A 21,631-nucleotide genomic window follows, 5' to 3' on the forward strand; every position below is an offset into this window, starting at 1 on the left:
TATACCAATTTGACACATTCGGCGCGACGGATTTTGAATATTCTTTATCTCGTAAAAGAGGGCTTGCTAAATATTCCTGTATTGTATTTAAGTCGGTACATCAATCAATACAAGGCAGATTACTACCGGTTGCTACAAAAGGTGCGCACAGACAATGCGTGGGAAGAATGGGTGCTTTATATGCTCGATGGAGTTGAGAAAACTTCTTTACAGACCATTCAGCAAATTCAAGGCATCAAGGCATTAATGTTGAAGCACAAACAAAAGGTGCGCAGCGAGCTTCCGAATATTTACAGCCAGGATTTACTGAACAACATTTTCAAGCACCCTTACACGAAAATTGATTTTATAATGGCCGATTTGGAGATATCCAGGATTACGGCAGCACGTTATCTTGATCAGCTGGCGCGAATCGGGATACTTCACAAGCAGAAATTCGGGAGGGATTATATTAACCTGGATTTGTACGACCACCTGGGTAACGTTAACAGCTTTCCACAGACTTGATGATATGTATAGAAAATCGGCATTTTCTATACATATCGCAAAAACATGTATAGAAAAGTGCCGTTTTCTATACATATCCAAAAAACATATATAGAAAAGCGGCATTTTCTATACACATCACCCCTCATAAAGCGCCGCGATCTTCTTCCTGAAATCCTCCGGCGCGAGGCCGGTTTGCTTCCCGAAAAACCTTGTGAAATACGATGGCTCCGAAAAGCCGAGCTCGTAGCTGATTTCTTTGATGGGCTTGCGTAGGTAGCCGATTTCGCGCTTGGCTTCGAGCACCAGGCGATCGTTGATGATCTGGCTGATGGTTTTACCGAACGAGCCGCGGGTGAGTTCGTTGAGGCGTTTTGCGCTGAGGGATAGTTCGTTGGCGTAAAAATCCGCCTTGCGCTGTCGCCGGTAATTGAGCTCGATGGATTCGAGCAACATTTGCAGGCGCGCGTCACGCGGGGCGGCGTCGCCGGCTTCTTTTTGGAGATCGAAACAATGCAGGAACCAGCTCCGAAGGTAGGATTCCAGGATGGCCGGGCGTTTGCCGTCCTCGTATTCGGTGCGGATGAGGGTCATTAATGCGTTCATCACCGGCAGCCGGCTGTCGGGGATGGTGACGGTGAAGTTGGCCGAGTATCTGAATAGTTTGAAAATGTCGCTTCCGATAAACCTTTCGAAGAAGTCTTTTGAAATAGCCATCACAAAGCCCCGTTTTTCGCGCTGGTCCATGCTGTGGACCTGGTCGGGCAGCAACAGGAATAGGTCGTTGCGTGCAATGGGATATTGGTTGAAATCAATGTAATGTGCCTGGCCGGGCTCTACGTCGGTAAACCAGAGGACTTCGTAAAAATCATGGCGGTGCACACCGTTGAAAAAGTGCTCGTCGCCGTCTTCGATGGTGGTTATGGCAAAAAAATCATCGCCCAGGTCGTGCAGCGGGAACTCGCTGCGCTGCGGCTCGTGCGGTCTTTCGTTTGCCCTGTTACCTGTATATTCCATATCGCTCACTGCTTTCTGGCTCCGCCGGCAAATATCGGCTTTTTAAACACAAATCCCCGCCGTCCATGAGGAGCGGCGGGGTTTGTAGCACTTGTAAAACCCAAACTATTTGACTTTAACAATGGCGGTAATAGCTCCGCCTTCCACTTTCAGACCTTGCTTGGCCGTAGCAGTGGCAATATCCACCGTGTACACCCAGCTGCCGGCCTCGGTGTTGATCCCCACGAAAACGCTCTTCTTATCGTCGCTGATCGTGTTGTTGTTATACGATGCGGATGACGACGCGATCACGTCGGGCACGCCTGTCACCCATGTAAATGTCTGGTTGTAGGCATCTGCGATAGCGAGTTTCTTCGCGCCGGATGCTTTGCCCTGGTCGCCGTACATATAAAGCAGGAACTTGCCGCTGCCGAGGTAGGTCTGGTTGGCGATTTTGTACCCGCCCGATTTTTCCTGCACGTTGAAGAAATAGCTTTGGTCAAACTCGGTCGTTCCTTTTTTGATGCGAACGAATGCCGATGGCTTGGTGGAAGTGAGCGTACCGCTGTTGGTAGCCGCTGCGGGCGAGAAGCCGTACACGTCGCCGTTTTCGTCCACTGCCAGGCCGTTGTTGAAATAGGCACCAATGTAACTGGTGCGGTTGTCTTTGATGACTTTTTCAAGCGTCATAGCCGGGTAATTGAACACCGCGATCCAGCTGCTGTCGGGATATGCCGTGCCGAATACGTCGGGAGCGGCTCCTTTGATGCACATGTAGGGAGCGAAAACTTTGTCGCCTACCTGCGTTGCCCACGTAAAATGCGCACGCTCGCCGTTGCCCGCGAGTTTTACGATATTCGTTTGTCCTTCACCCACGATTTTGGACTGATCCGCATTGATCCGGAACCACGAAGCGCTTTCATTACCGCTTCTCGGCACTTTGATCGTCAGGATGTCATCGCCGGCAGGCGCGAATACCTGAACGGTTTCACTCTGAAAATCCGATGTTTTCACCAATGCGCCTTTTTCATCCAATGCATAAGTGGTAACCGCGCCGGGGTTGCCCTGGCCGTACAACAGACTGAAAAACTTGCCTTTATGGGTCAGGTAATAGCGGTATGAGCCATCCTGCTCGATGCCCTGCCCTACCGTGCTGATCGTTCCCTGGCTGAGGTCGCTGGTGGTGAGGAGGTAATCGGCCACCCCCTGCGAGCCGATCGGCGCGGATGCCACCACGTAGCGCGACTGTGTTCCATTGCCGGGCTCCGGCGTGGGGGTTGTATTGTTATCGTCGTCACTGCACGCTCCAAGGAACGCGCCCATACCTACCACGAAAAACCATTTCAAATATGACTTTTTCATTTGCTTACTTTTATTGAATTATTAATTATGAACTGTTATTTACTGATAAAATAGCGTAATTTGACGTAGAAACCGCGACTAGGCTTCTGCAAACTGAAATTGTCAAATAGCTTCGCGTCGAGGAGGTTTTTGCATTCCAGCGAGACATTGTATTTACCATCGGCCATGGCGTACACCACATTCACATCGTGGCTGAGCTGCTCGGGAATATCGAGCTTGTCGCTGCCGAGGCTTGGCCAGTAGAGGTAATAAGCGTGCACGTAAAGCAGGTTGTAACCGAGCGTGAGCGTGTTCCCTTTTTTACCCAAATCCTTGAAGAAAACCGCTGCATCCGCATTGCCGAAGAGGAACGGCATGTTGGGGATACGGTCGCGGTAGAGCGGGCTTTCGGTCGTGTAGCCTTCCTCGAAACGAGTGTTGTTGCGCAGGTTCTGGTAAGTAAGGTTCACGCCGGCGGTGAGCAGCTGGCGGAACGAGTAGCGCACTTCTCCATCGATGCCGAAGTTGGTCACGTCGGCCAGGTTGTCCATTACCTGCTTGGTTTGGTTGGCATTCAGGCGCGGGCGGATGAAGCCCTGGGCGTCGCGGTAGAGCACATTCGCATCCACGCTGAACCGGTGCGCGCGGTTAATGGCGCCATTGTAGCTGAAACCCAGGTTGTAATTATAGCTTGTTTCAGGATCGAGTTCGATATTGCCTTCGAGGTTGAGCAGATCGCCGAAGAGCTCGTCGGTTTCGGGCAGGCGGTAACTTTTTTCAAATGAGCCTTTTAACTGGAAATTTTTGAAAAGAAAATAGGTGGATGCGACGCCGTAGCCCAGCTTTTCGAAACTGTTTTTCTGAACCATGAATGCCTCGTCGCCCCAGTTTCCGGTCGGGTTGTAAGAAACGGAGAACTTGTTGTTTTGGGAGAAATGCTTGACGAACAAAGACGTGTTCCAGCGTTCGGAATAATCAAACTTATAGCCCACGCCGAGTACATTCTTACGGTTGACGCGCGGCTGCTCGTACCTCGCCGATTCGGGAAAAAGCTCGTCCTCACCCTTGCGGTTAAATGTATTGAGCACATTGTTGATCGTAATCGAATGCCGGGGATCGATCTGGTAGGTCACATTGGCCGTAGCCAGGCCATTGTTGTTCCGGAATTTGTACAGTGACCGCTCGCGCTCGCTGCCTTTCCCTTCATATTGTTTAAACTGCTGAAACCAGTTGTAGCGGCGGTAAACGGTATCCACATTCTGCTCCTGCCCCAGGTTGTAATTGGCTGATACATTCACGCTCAATCCTTTGACAAACAGATCTTTTTTGGAGTATTTCAAACTCGGCATCACAATGTTACCCTTGCGATGCCACTGCCCAAACACGCTCACCATCCGGGCTCCCGTCTGGATCTCGGCCTTGTTCTTACCCAGCGTAACACCCACCAGCAGCCGGTCGGCGAACTTCTTGCCCACCACACCCACGTTGGCGATCACCGTTTCGTTGTGGTAGGTGTCGTGAAAACGGCGCAGGCGCTGGTTGCGGAAATACTCGCCGGTGTTCACATCGGCCACGTCCACGGTGATCCAGTAGTTATTGTCCGAATAGTTCTGAAATGCGTTCAGTTGGGCGGTAAAGCCGTTTTTTGCTGTAAAACCTGCATTAATCGTCGTGCGGTGCGTGTTGAACGAGCCGTACGAATAAGAGGCATCGAGGTAACTGTTCTGGCGCGTGTTCGTCACGATATTCACGGCACCGCCCAGCGCATCGGAGCCAAGCCAGATCGGCACCACGCCCTTGTACACTTCAACGCGCTCGGCGAGGTTGATGGGAATGTTATTGAGCTGAAACGACGAACCGAAATTATCCATCGGCACGCCGTCCAGGAAGAATTTCACCTGGCGGCCTGTGAAGCCGTTCAGCGAGAAGTTCATGTTCGATCCCACGCCGCCGCTTTCCCGCACACGCACCCCCGACACGCGGTCGAGTGCATGGGAAAGGTCGAGCGTCGAGTTTTGCAGCTTTTTGGCGTCGATCGCCGTTACATTATAAGCCTGGCGGTTGATTTCCTTCGTCTCCGTCCGCCCGATCACCGAAACCGATTCCAGCTCGCGGGTTTCAGAAACCAGTTTGGGATTGTATTTGAAATGCTCGCCGGCTTTGAGCGTAATGTCCTTGGTTTGCGTTTCGTAACCCATAAACGAAACCAGCAACTTATAAGAGCCGGGACGGACGTGTTCGAGGGTGTATTGGCCGTCCGCATTGGTAAACGTTCCGTTGGAAGTGCCTTTCAGGCTCACGGAGGCTCCGGGGAGCGTTTCGCCGTCCTCCGACCTGACGTGCCCTGTGAGGGTAACATCCGCCTGCTGGGCAAAGGCGACGAACGATAAGGCACAAAGGAGCCCTGTATGCAGAATTTTACTAATTTGCATTTGCTTTAAATGTTTCAGCGTTTATAAGTAATGCGCTTTGGCGCAGCAAACCGGGTGGGTACCAGCCATCCGGTTTTTATTGATAAGTAGACTCGTTCTAAATAGCGCCACAAAAGTAGCCGCCCGGCGACAGTTACGCTTATACAATTTGCCGGTTTAGATGGACAATCTGCACATTCGGCTAAACTAACGGTTTTTGCTGTACCATTGGATGAAAAAGAAAACGCGCGCTGCCTCCGGAGGAAAGCAAGCGCGCGTTGCAAAAAAGAGCTCTTACATTCAGTATTTCAAACTCTTAAGATAAGCGATCGATTGCGGCACCTGGGTCGCGTAGCTCGGGCTTTCATCCTCGATGTAATAATGTTTAATGCCTGATTTTTTGGCTGCCTTCAGAACCGAAGGAATGTCGATCTGGCCGGTGCCCAGGGCGACGTCGTTCTCCACGGGCGTGCCGCCGGACATATTGCCGGTAATGCCTTTCTTGAGGTCCTTCATGTGCATCAGCTTGAAGCGATCGGGGTATTTGCTGATCAACGCCGCCGGGTCCTGGCCGGGGAAATACGTCCAGAGCATATCGAGCTCGAAGCTGACATATTTTGGATCGGTATTTTGGATAATATAGTCCATGAGCGTGCCGTCGCCATGTTTTTCAAACTCGTAGCCGTGGTTATGGTAGCAGAACGTCAGACCGAACTCGTCTTTCAGCTGCTTACCGATCTTATTGAAATCGGCAACGGTTTTCTGGGCCATTTCGAGGGTAAAAGGGCCTTTGTGCGGCACCCAGGCCACGCGCACATAGCTCGCTCCCAGCGCTTTGGCATTATTTCCCACTTCCTGCGTCTTATTCAGCGCATCGTCATAGCTCACCCCGAACGACGAGCATTTCATCCCACGCTCATCCAGCATCTTGCGGATTTCGGGGGCCTTCTTTCCAAACAGGCTGGAAAACTCCATGTCGGTCACTTTCAGGGCTTTGATCGTGTCGAGCGTAGCCGCTACATCTTTGGAAAGACTTGCGCGGTACGTGTAGGAAACCATACCGGGCTGATCGGGAAAAAGTGGTTTACCTTTCTGTGCCAAAGCGGTATAACCGCAAGCCATCGCGGCGAGGAGCGTCAAATGTTTGATTTTCATATTCAAATGGTGATCAGGTTTTGAGGTTCGTTTGTGTCCCGGAAACTGGAATTGAAAATGGACTTACTATTCATGCAGAAGACGATGAAGCGGATGGTTTACCCTACACCGGCATCGCACGTGTTGCAACTTGGCAAGCATAACAAATGCCGTCTGATAATTTCAATCAGCCCAAGGATCATTTAGCAGCAAGAGGGGCAAGCAAAGCCAATAGTTTGGTGGCCAGCATTAAAACGCTCCACCAATGAATTTAGCAGTTTTCACACTTTTGTCTGTCGGCGTGGGCAGTACTGCCCTGTGGGCGGTCCGCCTGCACCGCGCTAAAACGCACCGCCCGGCGACTGCAAAATATGCCGTTTCCGGCTCACTCGAACTCCGGCACGTCCTTTTTGTTGTCGCCTTTGCGGCACCTGCGCTGCTGTTTTTCATCGTGTGGGGAGTCAATGCAGTTAATATCCCGTTTCAGGATGATATCGATGCCATCCTGGAATCAACCGCGATAGTGGCCCAGGGGCCCGGCTCGTTCAGTGAACTGTGGCTCGTTCTCTCGAAACAAGACGATGAGCGGCGGATCGTGGTGGTGAGGCTGGCGGCTTGTTTGCTCTACTGGGCCACCGGTTCCGTCGATTTCCGCATCCTGGCATTTGCCGGGCTCTGCTCCTATCTGGTCTTTTTGAGGATGATTTTCCTGTGGTTCAAAGCGCAGCGGGATCTTTCCCTGGCATTGCTCCTGCCAGTCCCCTACCTGCTTTTTTCCAATTACAATTACGAAGCATTGTACTGGTCCATTATCCCTTTGCAGCAGATTGCGGTGTTTATCTGGGGCTTTGCGAGCATCTGGATGGCGAGCCGGAACACCAAAGTGGGCCTGGCTTGCGGCATCGGCTTTGGAATTCTTGCCATTTATTCGGATGTATCGGGCATATTCGTCGGGCCTGTTGTAGCGCTTATGCTCTTCGCCCGCCGCGACGGGCTGTCTGCAATGGTCTGGATATTGCTGATCGGCCTCGTCACCACCTATTATTTTAGTGAGCTGACAATCCCAGATTACCGGCCGACGACGGCGCAAAACCTATCGTCGTGGCGCGATATGCTGCTCATGATGGTCGCCATGCCCGGTATGATCACCGACGTGATGATCGACCAGAGTGCTTCGTCGCGGCTGGCGGGCGCTGCCGTTGCGGGGCTGGTCAGTCTCTTGTTCGTGGGCGGCAGCGCATTCGTGTTTTGGAAAAAACTAATGCGTGCACCAACTACGATCACTCCGGGCGAATGGTGGCTTGCGGGCTGCATACTGTTCCTGCTCATCACCTTTTTCGCCCTCGCGTTCGGGCGTGCGGCGTTTGGGGCGCATAACATTTTGATCAGCAGATACAAGCATATATTTACGTTCTGGGCGATTTTCAATTACCTGCTTTTGCTACGTCTGCCGATCTTCCGGCGCGTACTTGGTCGGTGGCTGCTCGTGGTGCAGGCTGTGGCGGTCATTTACTGCGCAGGAAGCTATTTTCAAACGTGGGGAGAAATGATGTTTTTCCGCAAAACAATCCAGGCAGATGCTTACGGCTGGACCAGAAACCGCGAGTTCCCGTCGGCGCCCATCTACCTTTCCGTGAAAAGAACGGTGGATGCGATATTTGAAAATGCACTGAAAAATCGCGTGTATCAGTTTCCCAACCTTCCTTTCGATGATTTGCAACATGCCGATGTACGCGGCTCGTCGGATGTGATCGTCCGCACGACGGACTTTATTGTTGTAGGAGCACAAGCTCCCGAGCTGCGCTGCTCACCCGACGATGGCATTTACCTCATCATCCACACCAGCGACGAAACCCACGTATTGCCCATGCGGATGCGCAAAAACTCATTCCTTTGCTTCCTTCGGACCGCGCGCTATTATAGCAGTTACTGCGAGTCGATGGGCATGCTCAGGCAATATTTGTCCAAAAACAAAAAGTACAACCTCACCCTCGGCGTGATCAGCGGGCCGAACCGCTATTTGCTCACTACCGGGAAAAAGGTTACCGGCTAGCGGCATCACTCCTTCACGAATATTGAGCTTCGGAAACACTTTCTGTCTTAATTTGCGGCATAGAAACCGATTTCCATGCGCAATAACCTTATTACCGGCAAGCCCTGGCTGCCACTCCTGCTTACCTGTTCCATCGTCGCACTCATTGCCTGGATCAGGCGCGGGCTCGTGGCGGATGTGCAGCTTTACGACACCTACTTCGTCTTTGAAATACATCTACTGGCCGGTATTCTGATCACGATCATGCTGGTTACCTCGCTGCTATACCGGCTCACCAGCCGTCGTAACGGCCTTCGCCAACTCACCGCCGCGCATGTGCTGGGCACCATCGGGCTTGCGATTTACATCGTCAGTTCGGCCGGGCACGCGCCGGAGCAGGCGAATATCACGATGTCGTTTGCCGAATACAAGGCTTGGCAGGATGCGAATGCCCGGTTTGCGATGGCGCTCGTTGCATTAGGGAGTGTTCAAATGCTTTTTGTGGCAAACCTGATCGCGAAATGGGTGAAGGGCTGATGCGCCCGGATTCAGCAAGCAGCCGGGTGCTCATACCAGTTGATCAGGTGTGATGGGCAATGTCCTGATCCGCTTTCCCGTAGCATTGAAAACCGCATTGGCAATGGCGCTTGCCACGCCTACGATGGCGATTTCGCCCAAGCCTTTGGAACCGATGGGATTGGCGTGCGGATCGGGCTTGTCGATGTAGTACACCTCGATAGGCGGGACATCGGCATGCACGGGGATATGGTAGCTGGCGAAGTCGGTCGTAACGTACCGCCCGAAGCGATGATCCATTTGCGAATGCTCCATCAATGCCATGCCGATCCCACCCACTACGCCGCCAATGGATTGGCTGCGTGCGGTTTTCGGGTTGATGATCGCGCCCACGTCCGCGCACGTAACCACGCGGGTCACGCGCACCTCGCAGGTGAGCGGGTCCACCTCCACCTCTACGAAATGGCACCCGAAAGAATACATCGAGTACTGGTCCCGCTCCGCACCCGACTTCGATTCCTCCATTGCTTCCAGGCTGTCCAGCCGGTGGTACTTCAATATCTCCGAGAATGCAATTCCGGTCTGACCGCCCGTAGAGCCAAACACCCGGCCTTCCCTGACCACCATCGGCCCCATTGATCTACCCTCCGGCATTTCCGAGGCCAGTGCAAGCAGCTTGGCCTTCAAGGCCTCGCAGGTCACATACACCGCCGAGCCCACGCTCGGGATCGTGGACGAGCCGTTCTGGCCGGGCGCGTCGGGCAGGTTGGAATGGCCTAGCTCAAACCGAACTTTTTTAGCTTCGAGCCCCAGTACTTTTGCCGCAATGCGCGTCATGGCGGTGCCGGTACCCGGCCCGATGTCCATTGTCGCGCTGGAAACGGTCACTGAGCCGTCGGCATGCAGCACGGCCCGCGCCCTGGACGGATGCCGGTGATAGCCGTAAAGGCTCGAAGCCATTCCAACCCCGACCAGCTTGCCGTTCCGTCGTACCGATGCCGGTTCCATCCGGCGGTCGTGCCAGCGAAATTTCCCGGCACCCAGCTCGTAACACGCTTTCAGCGACTTGGCCGACCACGGCAGATTCCGCTCCGGATCGGTTTCAGCATAATTCTTCAACCGCAATTCCAGCGGGTCCATTTTCAATGCAAATGCCAGCTCATCCATAGCCGATTCCAGGGCGAACATACCTGTGGCATCGCCCGGCCCGCGCATCCACGTAGGCGTACTCACGTCGAGCGGAAGCAGCCGGTAGCGCGTCGCCACGTGTGGACAGGCGTACAGGGCGCGGCTCGCAAGGACGGTCCGTTCGAGATGCTCTTCGTACATGGACGTTTGCCCCGTGCCCTCATGCACAATGCCGAGCAGCCTGCCGTCCGCCGCCGCCCCCATGCTGATTTTCTGGACGGTATAAGGCCGGTAACCAACGGATGTAAACATCTGCTCCCGGCCCAGAACCAGCTTCACGGGGCGTTTCAGGTGCCGTGCCGCCATCACCGCCGCCATGGTGTGCGGCCACACCCTTATGCCAGAGCCAAATGCCCCGCCGATGTATTTCGCCACCACCTGCACATTTTCTCTTGGAATTTTAAAGGCCTGGGCGAGCTGTCCCTGCACCGATTTGACGCCCTGGTTTTTGTCATAAACCGTAAGCTTGTCCTCCGCCTCCCAAACGGCGATAATCGCATGCGGTTCGAGCGGCTGGTGGTGCTGGGTGGGGATGGTGTATTCGGCTTCAATTTTGGTGTGTGCCTGATTTAATCCAGCCGAATCACCCCGGTCATAGTCTTGAAAAGGCGAACTTTTGGAACGCTGAACATTTTGAGGAACGACGGCCTTTTGGGTATTTTTCTCAAAATGCGTTTGATGTTTTTCCTGCTGATACGTCACGCGCACCAGCGACGCCGCATGTACCGCCTGCTCGCGCGTTCCCGCCACGACCATCGCTACGGGCTGGCCGTCGAAATAGATGAGCGGATCATAAAAAACGCGCAACGCCGTGCCGGTCGGGGCGCGTTCGGCGGGTTGCTTGCGGGCTGGCCAGCCGGGTACCTCGACCGCATCGACGTGGCTGATCACCGCGAGCACGCCCGGGGCGGCCGCGGCCTCGCGCGATTCTATATCCTTAATGCTGCCTTTCGCAATGGTACTCGTGACGAGCACGGCGTGGGCCAGGCCTGGAATGGCATATTCGGCGGAATAGGTTGCGGTGCCGGTCACTTTTGCCGCGCCGTCGACGCGGCTCAGCGAACTATCCGAAGGGTCATCCATGGGTTGTCTGGTCATAGCCGGTTAGGAAATCCCCGCTGCGAGTTTCAACGCCGCAACGATCGCATTGGAAGTAAGTCTGATTTTGAATGCATTTTGCTCCGTGGCTTTGGCGCTCTTCATTTCATGCTCCGCAACTTCCCTGAAAAGCTTCTCCGAGGGCGCCTGCCCTCTCAGCATCAGGTCCACGGCCCAGTAGCGCCACGGCTTGTGCGCCACACCGCCGAGTGCCATGCGCGCGTCCCAGATCTTGCCGCCGTCAATTTGCAACGCAGCAGCCACCGACACCAGTGCAAAGGCGTAAGACGCGCGGTCGCGCACTTTCAGGTAATGGCTGTGCCGGGCAAATGCATTGTCCTCCACCTCGATGGCCGTGATCAGCTCACCCGGGCGCAGGTTGGTATCGAGCTCGGGTTGCTGGGTGGTTAGCCGGTGGAAATCTTTCATCATCACCCGCCGCTCGCCATCCGGGCCGTTCACGACCACGGTTGTTTCCAAAGCGGTGAGGGCCACGCACATATCGCTCGGGTGAACGGCCAGGCAGGAGGATTTTTCGATCCCCCCGAAACCATTTCCCGCGAAAAATATGGCGTGCGTGCGGTTAATGCCCTCTTCCGCGCCACAGCCCGAGCCGGGCTTGCGCTTGTTGCAGGGTAATGCGAGGTCGTAAAAATAGCTGCATCGCGTCCGTTGGAGCAGGTTCCCGCCCACGGTGGCCATGTTACGCAACTGGCCCGATGCGCCCGCCAGCAATGCCTGGGCGAGAAGCGGCTGGCGCGTTTGGATCAGCCTATGCTCCGCCACGTCGCTATTGAGGGCTAATGCGCCAATGCGGACACGGTCGTTGCGGTGTTCTATTTTTCTTAATGGGAGATGATTAATATCAATCAGTTTGGCGGGCGAGGTAACGCCCCGCTTCATGAGGTCGATCAGGTTGGTACCGCCGGCAATGTACTGCGCTTCCGGATTGTCACCAGCCATAGTAACGGCCTCGGCAACCGTTTTGGGTCGAAGGTATTGAAATGGCCTCATACCTTTGTCCCTGCTTTTTTAACTTCCAGGATCGCGTCCACGATATTCGGGTAAGCCCCGCATCGACAGAGGTTTCCGCTCATATATTCCCGGACCGATTCTGCCGACCCGGCGTGTCCTTCGCGGATGCAGGCCACGCCCGACATGAGCTGGCCCGGCGTGCAGTAGCCGCATTGAAAACCATCGTGTTTCACAAATGCCTCCTGTAACGGATGCAGCTGGTCACCGTTTGAGAGGCCTTCGACGGTCGTGATTTTCCGGCCGTGCTGCATCACCGCGAAGCTCAGGCACGACAGCGTCCGGCGGCCGTCCACGTGCACGGTACAAGCCCCGCATTGACCCAGATCGCAGCCCTTTTTGGTACCGGTAAGGCCCAGGTTTTCGCGAAGCAAGTCCAGCAGCGTCATGCGCGGATCGACCGACAGGCGCCTCCTTTTGCTATTGATCATCAGCGAAATCGTCACCTTCACCGCATTCCCTACCGGCCCGTCGTCCGGGGCCGAGTGCAAGAGGCCTGACGGGGCGATCGAAAGGCCGGCAATGGCGATCGATTGTTTGAGAAAAAAGCGCCGGTTTTCGTTCTCGGCATCGGGTGAGGCTTCGTTATCAATGGCCATGACCATCCGGTTTCGGTGAATTTACAGGCAAAAGTTATTTCCACGCCTGATTTACCGGTCGGATGGCCATGTTATGAGAAGGCGCGGTAAGTAAGCGCTGCTATCTGAAATCGTTTGCCGTCCAGGTTTTTGCCTTCCCGGCCGCTAATGCCGCGTCGATCGTTTTGCTACCGTATTTCAGCACACGTTTCTGCGCGGTGGCCGACGTGAGGGTCACCGTTTTCAGTTTTCCATTCTCCCAAACTTCGTCGACCGTTACATTGCCCCGCGCTTTCAATCCTTTCACGGAGCCGGTCGGCCAGGCGTCGGGCAATGCGGGCAGGAGTTCGATCACGCCGGTTTGCGATTGCAGAAGCATTTCGGCCACGCCCGCCGTGGAGCCCATGTTACCGTCTAGCTGGAATGGCGGATGCGCGCAAAGGAGATTGGCATACGATCCGCCGCCGTCGGCCATGTTGGTTCCCTGGCTTGCCACAGGCCTCAGCACGCTTTTGAACAACTTATGCGCGCGGTTACCATCCTGCAAGCGCGCCCAGAAATTCACTTTCCACGCCAGCGACCAGCCCGTGCCGTCGTCGCCGCGGGCATTCAGGCTCACCCGAGCCGCTTCGGCCTCGGCCGGGGTTTGCGCATTGGAAATCTGCTTGCCCGGGTGCAATGCAAACAAATGCGAAACGTGGCGGTGGTGATTCGTGGAATCGTCCACGTCTTCGCGCCATTCCTGTAACTGCTTCCAGCGGCCGATCTGCAACGGCAGGATCTTGTCGCGCGTGCTGCGGGCTTTTTGCGCAAAATCCTGGTCGACACCCAGTATTGCGGCAGCCTCGGCGGTGTTGTTGAGCACGTCCCAGGCCATTTCATGGTCCATGGTGGCGCCGGTTGAAATGCCGCCATGCTCGGGCGAGTACGACGGAGACGACACCAGCCGGCCCCTGCCGTCGTCAGTAAGATAATCCATCCAGAACTCCGACGCCTCCTTCATGATCGGATAGGCTGTGTTTTTCAGGAATGCCTTGTCGTTGGTAAATGCATAATGCTCCCACAAATGCTGGCTGAGCCACGCCGCACCGCCCGGGAAAAAGCCCCACGGAAAATCCCAGCCCGGCGAGGTATACCCGTAGGCGTTCAGCATCGTGTTCACGATCCAGCCTTTTGCATTGAAAAACTCCTTCGCAGCAAGCCGTCCCGGCGCTACAATGGACTGCGTGAAATCCATCAGCGGCACATGGCATTCGGACAAATTCGTCACCTCCGCAGGCCAGTAGAGCATCTGAATATTGATATTGGTATGATAATCGTTCGCCCAGGGGGGATTGGTACTGTCGTTCCATTTGCCTTGCAAGCTCATGGGCATCGTGCCGGGGCGCGTGGACGAGATCATCAGGTAGCGACCATATTGAAAATACAGTTCTTCCAGGCGGCCATCGGCCTGTCCGGCCGAATAGGCCTTTTGCCGCTGGTCCGTCGGGATAGCGGGCGCGTCGGCATTACCTAATGTGAGCGCCACGCGATCGAACAGGCTGTGGTAATCTTTCTGCTGCGCGGCGACCAGCGACGCGTAGTTTTTTCCGGCCACTCCGGCCATGGTTGCGGCATTGGCCTTTTTGTAGTCGTTGCCTTTATAATCAGGGAATTTCATCACATAATCCGTCGCCACGGTGTGGATCAGGACAATGGACCTGGCGCCTGTCACCGTGAGCACGCCATCGCTGAAAGCCGTTTTACCGTCGGTATCAATACGGTACACGGTTTCGAACTCCTGGTGGTTATCCTTCAAATGCCCGCCGAATGTGTACTGCTTGCCCTCAAAGCGCTCATAATCCTTCGCATGCGGCGTTTCGAAGCGGATTGAGTAGGTTTCGGGCGTCGACGATGTGAAGCGGTACACCATTACTTTGGCTGGATAATTGCCGAAATAGCTTCTTTCAAACCGCGTACCGCCTGCTTCGTACTGCACTTTGCCCAGCGCGTCGGAAATATTCAGTTCGCGGCGGTAGTTCTGCGCGGCGCCTTTGGAGGGCATTTTAATGAAAAGATCGCCCACCGTTTGCTGCGCGCCGAAATCGGAGGAAGGCGTATTTTCCTTCTTTTCATGTATCGCGCCGGTGAGTTCTTTGTTCGCCAGTGCGTGCGCCTCCTTCAATTTCCCGGCTGCGAGCAGTTCGCGCACTTCGGGCAAATGTTTATGAGCTTCTTTTTTTATACCAAAATTATAATCCGCATTCGCGCCCTTACCGCCTGCCCAGAGGCTGCCTTCCGAGAACTGAATGCGTTCTTCGTCCGTCCCGCCGAAAAACATGGCCCCGACATGGCCATTACCGATCGGCAATGCCTGCGTCATCCATTCTTTTGCGGGCTGGTCGTACCAGAGCGATAAGGGTGCGGTCTTGGAAGTAGGCTGCGCTTGCAGCGGGGCCAATGCGGTAGCCGCGAAGAGCAGCAGGGAGAGGCTGGAAAGTAACGTATTATGCATATGAGGTTTTGGCAAATAATGGTAAAATTAGAAGCCGTTGTTGAATAAAAAACCTATTTCAAACAAAAACCTGCCCGGATCGGGCTCAGCCGCAATCATCCGGAGGCGCGAAAGGATTGCCGCCCAACAAGCCATTATTCGCCGTTTTGAAGGAAAGGCCAAATAAAATCACCCAAATTCACAGTTTTGCGGAATTTCGGAGAGAAATAAGTTAATATCGGTAAAAAAGCCGCTAATTCACATCAAGTTTTTGGTTTTCCGACCTGCTAATTTTACAAATAGATAATTTTCAAAACGGGCCGCCGGGCCTGCTTACTAACCCAACTGCCTACGCAACAGGCGGCCAGTATCTTATTGCCTTTTTATTCGTGAACGGAGCTATGAAAATCCCTAACCCAGGCTTTTACAAAAAACTTTACCTGCACACGATCAGCGCGTTATGCATTGCTACACCGCTGGTGGCCCAGAAATCGCTGCCGGCGTATCAACCCAGTCCGGCGGAGCTCGCGGCGTCATACAAGCGGATGGCGCTCATGGATTCGCTCACCAAAGGAAGCGTGCTGAAAGCGCAGGTACAGCCGAATTGGCTCGCGGACGGGCAGTCGTTTTGGTACAGGAATGTATTAAAGGATAGTTTGACTGAATATATGGTTGTAAAACCGGCCGAAGGCAAAAAAACTCCCGCTTTTGACCAGGCGAAACTCGCCGCGGCACTTTCCAAAGCGTACGACTCTACTTTCTCGGCGACGAAGTTGTGGATCAGCGACATTCATTTCGAACCCGAAAAACACAGTATTATCCTGCAAAGCAAAGGCAAATGGTTCGCGTACGACACCGAATCGGGCACGGCGCGGAAAATCGACAAGCCGGACTTTCCCAAACCGAAAGAAATCGGCTGGACGAAGCAGCTGAGCCGCTGGGGCCGGTTCCGGGCCGACAGCGTGTCGCCCGACAAGCAAACGAAGGCATTTGTGCGCAATGGCAATATTTATTTGGGTAAAAAGGAAGATAAAATCGGTAAACAGCTGACCTACGACGGCAACCCGCTGAAACCTTACGGCGAGCTGAGCTGGTCACCCGATGGCAAATACCTGGTGTGCTATCGGATTGATCGCCGTGACGAACGGCAGGTGAGCATTATCTTCTCTTCATTGCCCAACACCACCCGCGGCGAGGTAAAAACCCGTGGCTATGCGCAACCGGGCGATGAATTTACGAGCTACGAAATGCACGTGATCGATGTCCAAAGCGGTAAATCGGTGCAAGTACAATCGGAAGTGATCGACTTTTTCAATGCACCCGTGATACGCTGGCGCAAAGGCGACGCCACGCATTTTACCTACGAAAAAGTAGACCGCGGCCACCAGCGCTTCCGCGTCATCGAAGTGGACGCCACGAGCGGTGCTACGAAGCACATCATCGACGAGCAGAGCAATACATTCATTTACCAGAACATGATTTACACGCATTACCAGCCTGAAAGTCACGAAATTATCTGGGTTTCCGAGAAAGATGGCTGGCGACACATTTACCTGGTGGACGAGCAAACGGGCAAGATCAAAAACCAGGTAACCAAAGGCGATTGGGTGGTGCGCGACATCGACAGCATCGACACGCAGAAACGCGAAGTGTGGTTCAAAGCGAGCGGAATGAATGCGAACGAAGACCCGTATCACATTCATTATTACCGCGTTAAGTTCGATGGAACAGGCCTCGTAAAATTGACCGACCACGCCAAAGCCACGCACCAGCTCACATTTTCTCCCGACAGAACTTACTACGTCGACACCTACTCGACCATGACTACCGCGCCGGTTTCGGAACTGCGCAAAACGGCCGACGGCTCGCTGGTGACGAAACTCGAAACCGCAGATATTTCCCCGTACCTCACTTTGGGCTTCAAACTGCCGGAGATTTTCAAGGCTAAAGGCCGCGACGGCAAAACCGACATCTGGGGCATCGTGTACCGCCCAAGCCACTTCGATCCGAAAAAGAAATACCCGATCATCGAAAACATTTATGCAGGCCCGCAGGACTCGTTTGTTCCGAAGGCATTCCGCCATTATGGTGAGATGCAAAGCATGGCCGAGCTGGGCTTCATTGTGGTGCAAATGGACGGAATGGGCACTTACAACCGCTCCAAGGCATTCCACGACGTATGCTGGCAGAACCTGGCCGACGCAGGTTTCCCCGATCGCATTGCGTGGATGAAAGCATTGGCAGACAAATATCCGCAGGTGGACTCGACCCGCGTGGGCGTGTACGGAACATCCGCGGGGGGCCAGAATTCCCTCGGTGCATTGCTCTTCCACCCGGGCTTTTACGATGCGGCGGTTTCGGCATGCGGCTGCCACGACAACCGCGTCGATAAGCAATGGTGGAATGAGCAATGGATGGGCTATCCGGTGGGCAAGCATTACGACGAGCAGTCGAATGTGACGAATGCGGCCAAATTGCAGGGCGATTTGCTGCTTATTGTAGGCGAGGTGGACACCAACGTGCCGCCCGAAAGCACTTACCGCGTGGCCGACGCATTGATTAAGGCCAACAAGGAGTTTGACCTGCTCGTAGTGCCCGGCATGGGCCACAGCGACGGCGGGCCTTACGGGCGCCGCAAAAAGCGGGACTTTTTTGTACAAAAACTTTTAGGTGTAAATCCTCCGAACAGAAACAGGCAGACCGCCGCAGAGCCAGTCGGGCTTGGGCGGTAAGCGTGCCTGCATATTGACATGACGATTGCAATTTTATGAGAAGGCGGCCTCCCGCCTTGCAGTTACCCTTATGCGCTTAGCTTTCATTTTTATGAGAAAATCAATACTGATACTGGCCATTCTTCATCTGCTTTTTGTGGGATGCGCGCGGAAAAAAGGAACCGTACAAACCCCGACGGCCCCGGCGGAAACCGGCAGCGGTCGGCGGATCGAACTGCTTTTCCTCGGGCACGACAGCCGGCACCATTTTTCGGAGAAATATTTCCCGATGCTCTCGCTGCCGCTGTTTCAGAAGGGCATTAATCTTACCTACACCTCCGACCCGAATGCATTGAACACCGAAAACCTCGCGCGTTACGACGGTGTGGTGATTTATGCCAACCATAACACCATCACGCCCGCACAGGAAAATGCCTTGAAAACCTTTGTGGAGGGCGGTAAGGCGCTTATACCGCTCCACTCGGCTTCTTTTTGCTTTCAGAATTCGGATTGGTATATCAAAGCGGTGGGCGGGCAGTTCATTTCGCATAAATACGGTACGTTCACGGCGCCGGTGGTGAAAGCAGACCACCCGGTGATGAAAGACTGGAAGACGTTCGAAACCTGGGATGAGACATACGTACATTCTAAGCTTAACCCGGACATCGTCGTGCTGCAAGAGCGCGTGGAAGGTGACCACCACGAGCCCTGGACCTGGGTGCGCACGCAGGGCAAGGGGCGCGTGTTTTACACCGCATACGGCCACGACGAGCGCACTTGGAAGCAGTCTGCATTCCAGGAGTTGGTCGCCAACGGCATCATGTGGGCCGTAAGCGACGAGGCGAAGGAGCGTTTGAAAAAATTCAATTTAACCAAACCCACCTACACCGACGCCAATGTCCCCAACTACGAAAAGCGCGACCCGGCACCGAAATTCCAGCAGCCGCTGTCTCCCGCCGAGTCGCAGAAACTGACGCAGGTGCCGGTCGATTTCGAGCTGCAACTCTTCGCCTCCGAGCCGGACATTGTGAAGCCCATTGCAATGGCCTGGGACGAGCGTGGACGGTTGTTCGTAGCCGAAACGCAGGATTACCCCAACGAAGTGCGCGACCAGGACGGCGTGGGCAAGGACCGTATCAAGATCTGTGAAGACACAGACGGCGATGGCAGAGCCGATAAATTCACCATTTTCGCCGATAATCTCAATATTCCGACCAGTTTGGTATTTGCCAACGGCGGGCTCATCGTAGCGCAGGCACCGCATTTCATATTCCTGAAAGACACCAACGGCGACGACAAGGCCGATATCCGCGAGAACATTATCTCAGGCTGGGGCAAAAGCGACACGCACGCCGGGCCATCGAATTTGAAATATGGATTGGATAACAAAATATGGGGCGTGCTGGGATACGCCGGGTTTCGCGGCACGAACGCTGGTAAGCAGCTGAATTTCAGTCAGGGTATTTATCGCTTCGACCACGACGGAAAAAACCTGGAATACATTGGCCGCACGTCCAACAACACCTGGGGCCTGGGCTTTTCGGAGGAGTTTGAAGTGTTTATTTCAACAGCGAACGGCAATTACAGCGGGCATTTCGCCATGCCGCTTGAATATGCAAAACGCTCGGTAGCAGACGGTTCGGGTAATACGGTTTACAAACTGGACTCGCATTATGAAATGAATTACCTCACGCCTGCATTGCGCCAGGTGGACTTTCATGGCGGGTTTACAGCCGCGGCGGGCCATAATTTGTACACAGCCCGTAACTTCCCGAAATCGTATTGGAATGCGACGGCGTTCGTCTGCGAGCCCACCGGGCGACTGCTTTACCGGGCATTGCTGAAACCGAAAGGCGCCGGTTACAAAGAAAAAAACGGGTTCAACCTGCTGGCAAGCGCCGACGAATGGTTCTCGCCGGTACACGCGGAAGTGGGCCCGGACGGTGCCGTGTGGGTGGCGGACTGGTACAGTTTCATCATCCAGCACAACCCTACCCCGCGCGGATTCGAGAATGGCAAGGGCAATGCATACATTAACCCGCTGCGCGACAATCAGCACGGACGTATATACAGGGTCGTTTGGAAAAACGCAAAACAAACACCTTATCCCAAACTCGACAAAAATGATGCGGCCAGTCTGGTCGCAGGCTTGAAAAACGACAACATGTTCTGGCGTACGACGGCGCAGCGGCTGATCGTCGAGGGAAAGCATACCTCGGTGGTACCGGAGTTGATTAAGATGGTCAACGACCAGTCGGTAGATGAAATCGGATTGAACAGCCCCGCCGTGCATGCATTATGGACGCTCGACGGCCTTGGCGCATTCACCGGCCCGAATGAGGAGGCCTATCACACCCTCGTGCGCGCCATGCGCCACCCGGCGGCGGGCGTGCGAAAAACAGCGGTAAAATTACTCCCACGCAACGACAAGGCCCTTTCTGCATTGAAATGGACCAACTCGCTCAACGACCCCGACCTGAAAGTGAGGCTCGCCACCGTGCACGCCCTCACCGATCTGCCCGCCTCCGATGAAATAGGCCGCATGCTTTACCTCGCCGGCCAGGATTCGCAGAATGCCGCCGACGAATACCTTGCCCAGGCCATTTTTTCAGGGGTTATCAGGCACGAAAGCGGTTTCAAAGCCGCAGCGGCGAAGCTGAAAGATTCGACATTGACGGCCCGGATCGAACGCGGGCTGGTGGAAGAGACTTATATGCTCAATCTTTGGGCGCCGCCTATTTACCCACCGGTGATTTCACATAAAGAATTGAGGATCAAAGCGATTATTACCAAGGCACAGGAAGATCTATCCGGTGTGGTGGTGTCGCAGGGCAACCGGCAGAATGGGTACAGCCTGTACATGCAGGATGGAAAGCTGCATTGGCTGGTGCGGCAGAATGGTCAATCCTACCAGGTCACCTCCACGCGAAAGCTGCCCGACGAGCGTTTTACGGCTTACGCCACCCTTTTGGAAGGCGGTAAAATGACGCTGGCCATTGAGGACGAAACGCCGGTAACAGCCAACGCGGCAGGCCTTTTCCATCAGCCATTCACACCGGACGACATCCGCCTGGGCCGCGACCTCCGCGAGGGCAACCAGGTAGGCGAATATGCAGATAATGCCCGCCTGCGCGGCTGGCTCGACATCAAAAGCACCTTACAGCTGAACCAGGTCGTTCATAATCAAGAAGATAAGAAACTATCCCGCACCCATACCGAAGCACCGGTTGAAATACTGAAAGGAAAAGGCACGCCGGTAACTGTGAAGCTGAAAGTGATCGAGCATGAAATGAAGTTTGACCAGAAAACTTTCACGGTAAAGCCTGGCCAGAAAGTGACGATCCAGTTCACAAACCCGGATTTTATGCAACATAACCTGCTCATTATTAAATCCGGAACATTGGAAAAAGTAGGCAATGCGGCCGACCTGCTGGCGCGGGAGGCGAACGCGATCGCGCTCAACTACGTACCCAAAATGCCCGAAGTACTGCACGCAACGGAACTGGTGAGCCCCGAGGGCAATGCCACGTTGGTATTCATCGCGCCCGACAAGCCCGGCGATTACCCGTTCCTGTGCACCGTACCGGGCCATTGGCGGATCATGAATGGTATTATGAAAGTGCAATAATCACCCT

Annotated in this window: 13 protein-coding genes; 5 read left to right on the forward strand and 8 right to left on the reverse strand. The window is 54.4% G+C overall.

All coding sequences use genetic code 11. The annotated features are described in order from the left end of the window. Window positions 1-33 precede the first annotated feature (33 nt). Window positions 34-507: a Fic family protein gene (locus DFER_RS07020; protein ID WP_050774650.1), complete on the forward strand. Its 474-nt coding sequence runs from the start codon at window positions 34-36 to the stop codon at window positions 505-507. 117 nt (window positions 508-624) lie between these two features. On the opposite strand, the gene DFER_RS07025 is transcribed toward DFER_RS07020, so the two are convergent. The 4 genes from DFER_RS07025 to DFER_RS07040 all read right to left on the reverse strand — a co-directional run bounded on the left by DFER_RS07025 (window position 625) and on the right by DFER_RS07040 (window position 6,389). Further along, window positions 625-1,503, reverse strand: a complete 879-nt coding sequence (locus DFER_RS07025) for a helix-turn-helix domain-containing protein (RefSeq protein ID WP_015810926.1) — start codon at window positions 1,501-1,503, stop codon at window positions 625-627. Between the two features lie 105 nt (window positions 1,504-1,608). Then, window positions 1,609-2,844, reverse strand: coding sequence for a DUF4374 domain-containing protein (locus tag DFER_RS07030; protein ID WP_015810927.1), 1,236 nt, complete (start codon window positions 2,842-2,844; stop codon window positions 1,609-1,611). 35 nt (window positions 2,845-2,879) lie between these two features. Next, window positions 2,880-5,255: a TonB-dependent receptor gene (locus DFER_RS07035; RefSeq protein ID WP_015810928.1), complete on the reverse strand. Its 2,376-nt coding sequence runs from the start codon at window positions 5,253-5,255 to the stop codon at window positions 2,880-2,882. A gap of 279 nt (window positions 5,256-5,534) precedes the next feature. Beyond that, window positions 5,535-6,389 carry a sugar phosphate isomerase/epimerase family protein gene (locus tag DFER_RS07040; protein ID WP_015810929.1) on the reverse strand — a complete coding sequence of 285 codons (855 nt, stop codon included), beginning with the start codon at window positions 6,387-6,389 and terminating at the stop codon, window positions 5,535-5,537. 244 nt (window positions 6,390-6,633) lie between these two features. On the opposite strand from DFER_RS07040, the gene DFER_RS07045 reads away from it, so the two are divergent. Together DFER_RS07045 and DFER_RS07050 are read left to right on the forward strand one after the other, a co-directional pair. Further along, window positions 6,634-8,421 carry a hypothetical protein gene (locus DFER_RS07045; protein ID WP_015810930.1) on the forward strand — a complete coding sequence of 596 codons (1,788 nt, stop codon included), beginning with the start codon at window positions 6,634-6,636 and terminating at the stop codon, window positions 8,419-8,421. A gap of 75 nt (window positions 8,422-8,496) precedes the next feature. After that, on the forward strand, window positions 8,497-8,937 hold the full coding sequence (locus DFER_RS07050; protein WP_015810931.1) for a hypothetical protein: 441 nt from the start codon (window positions 8,497-8,499) through the stop codon (window positions 8,935-8,937). Between the two features lie 30 nt (window positions 8,938-8,967). Here DFER_RS07050 and DFER_RS07055 read toward each other — a convergent pair whose 3' ends face one another. The 4 genes from DFER_RS07055 to DFER_RS07070 all read right to left on the reverse strand — a co-directional run bounded on the left by DFER_RS07055 (window position 8,968) and on the right by DFER_RS07070 (window position 15,306). Continuing rightward, window positions 8,968-11,202, reverse strand: a complete 2,235-nt coding sequence (locus tag DFER_RS07055; RefSeq protein ID WP_015810932.1) for a xanthine dehydrogenase family protein molybdopterin-binding subunit — start codon at window positions 11,200-11,202, stop codon at window positions 8,968-8,970. 6 nt (window positions 11,203-11,208) lie between these two features. Next, window positions 11,209-12,216, reverse strand: a complete 1,008-nt coding sequence (locus DFER_RS07060; protein WP_041734784.1) for an FAD binding domain-containing protein — start codon at window positions 12,214-12,216, stop codon at window positions 11,209-11,211. Then, window positions 12,213-12,839: a (2Fe-2S)-binding protein gene (locus DFER_RS07065; RefSeq protein WP_015810934.1), complete on the reverse strand. Its 627-nt coding sequence runs from the start codon at window positions 12,837-12,839 to the stop codon at window positions 12,213-12,215. The genes DFER_RS07060 and DFER_RS07065 overlap by 4 nt, the downstream gene beginning before the upstream one ends. A 94-nt stretch (window positions 12,840-12,933) precedes the next feature. Beyond that, window positions 12,934-15,306 carry a glycoside hydrolase family 95 protein gene (locus DFER_RS07070; protein WP_015810935.1) on the reverse strand — a complete coding sequence of 791 codons (2,373 nt, stop codon included), beginning with the start codon at window positions 15,304-15,306 and terminating at the stop codon, window positions 12,934-12,936. A gap of 380 nt (window positions 15,307-15,686) precedes the next feature. Here DFER_RS07070 and DFER_RS07075 point away from each other — a divergent pair, with 380 nt between their 5' ends. After that, a complete protein-coding gene (locus DFER_RS07075; protein WP_015810936.1) occupies window positions 15,687-18,017 on the forward strand; it encodes a S9 family peptidase in 2,331 nt (776 codons plus the stop codon). Between the two features lie 91 nt (window positions 18,018-18,108). After that, on the forward strand, window positions 18,109-21,624 hold the full coding sequence (locus DFER_RS07080) for a PVC-type heme-binding CxxCH protein (protein WP_015810937.1): 3,516 nt from the start codon (window positions 18,109-18,111) through the stop codon (window positions 21,622-21,624). The last annotated feature ends 7 nt before the right edge of the window (window positions 21,625-21,631 follow it).

This window comes from Dyadobacter fermentans DSM 18053 (genome assembly GCF_000023125.1).
GTDB classification, from domain to species: domain Bacteria; phylum Bacteroidota; class Bacteroidia; order Cytophagales; family Spirosomataceae; genus Dyadobacter; species Dyadobacter fermentans.